Annotated in this window: 1 protein-coding gene and 1 pseudogene; both read left to right on the forward strand. The window is 34.7% G+C overall.

Features of this window, described 5'->3' with window-relative positions; all coding sequences use genetic code 11:
- Positions 1-83 precede the first annotated feature (83 nt).
- On the forward strand, positions 84-1,025 hold the full coding sequence (locus KPC_RS19775) for a Dyp-type peroxidase (RefSeq protein ID WP_121976005.1): 942 nt from the start codon (positions 84-86) through the stop codon (positions 1,023-1,025).
- A gap of 120 nt (positions 1,026-1,145) precedes the next feature.
- Positions 1,146-1,327, forward strand: a pseudogene (locus KPC_RS20670) (hypothetical protein); the annotation flags it as partial.

The following is a 1,327-nucleotide window of genomic DNA, read 5'->3' on the forward strand; positions in this document are numbered from 1 at the left end:
TATTGAAATGTTAAAAAATTAATGTATTTGACTTTTAACGTGATAAATTAATCACAATCCATAATGACAGTAAGGAATTTACAATGACAAATACTCGAATTCAGCCCGTAATCAGTCGTCCAGGTGAAAATGCTTTATTCATAGTGCTCGGATTGAAAGAAGGTGATTCGGCTGTCGAAACTGTCATTGATTTTGCAGCAAACTTTTCAGCTTTAACGCGAAGTTTGAGCAATCGTTTTCCACAAAGTAATTTTAATGCAACTTTGGGGTTTAGCTCAAATGCCTGGGATAAGCTCTTTGTTAATCAATCGAAGCCGAGTGAGCTGGAAACATTTCAGGAAATAAAAGGTCCTAAATATACTGCCGTATCGACTGCCGGAGATCTTTTTTTTCATATTCGTGCTGATAGACAAGCACTTTGCTATGAGTTGGGTAGCATTATTCAAGAACAATTAAGCAATGTGACATATCCTGTTGATGAGGTGCATGGATTTAGATATTTTGATGGGCGTGCAATTATTGGATTTGTGGATGGTACGGAAAATCCAGAACCTGAAATTGCTGCAGAATATGCACTCGTTGGTGACGAGGATGTTGAATTTAAAGGGGGAAGCTATGCTTTTATTCAAAAGTATATTCATGATATGGATAAATGGCGTGGATTAAGTGACGAAGAACAGGAAAAAGTCATAGGTCGTAAAAAGTTTAATGATGTTGAACTCAGCGATGATGTCAAACCTAAAACGGCACATAATGTTGTGAGTAAGGCACATGATGAGCAGGGTAATGAACTTAAGATTATGCGTGCTAACATGCCATTTTCTAATCCTTCAAAAAATGAGTATGGAACTTTTTTTATTGGTTACGCAAGAAAATTCAGTGTGACCCGTCAAATGCTTGAACATATGTTCCAAGGGGATGCTGAAGGAAATCTAGATCGCTTATTAGATTTTAGTACAGCGAAAACTGGGACATTATTCTTTGTGCCGACAGTTGATTTTCTGGATGATCTTGGTGATGAATAATTAAAGTTCTACAGTTTTTTTAAAGAATGTTTTACAAAAAACATTCTTTAAGCCAAAAACTCAAACTTTGATATAAATCGGATATCATAATATGCAATTTTTCCAAGAAACTATAGAGTCATGTTTAGCAAGTTAAGTGGATTGTTTAAAGGGAATAAAGAAACTCAGGAAGAGATATATTTAAGGGAAAAGCATATACAATTTGATCCTGAACAAGGTTATATTGTCGATGGAATTATCGTAAATGATTTATCTAAAAGACTGGAATATTTTTCGAATCGAAAATTGACACAATTTAATGA

The organism is Acinetobacter stercoris, assembly GCF_900323515.1.
Classification (GTDB): Bacteria; Pseudomonadota; Gammaproteobacteria; order Pseudomonadales; family Moraxellaceae; genus Acinetobacter; species Acinetobacter stercoris.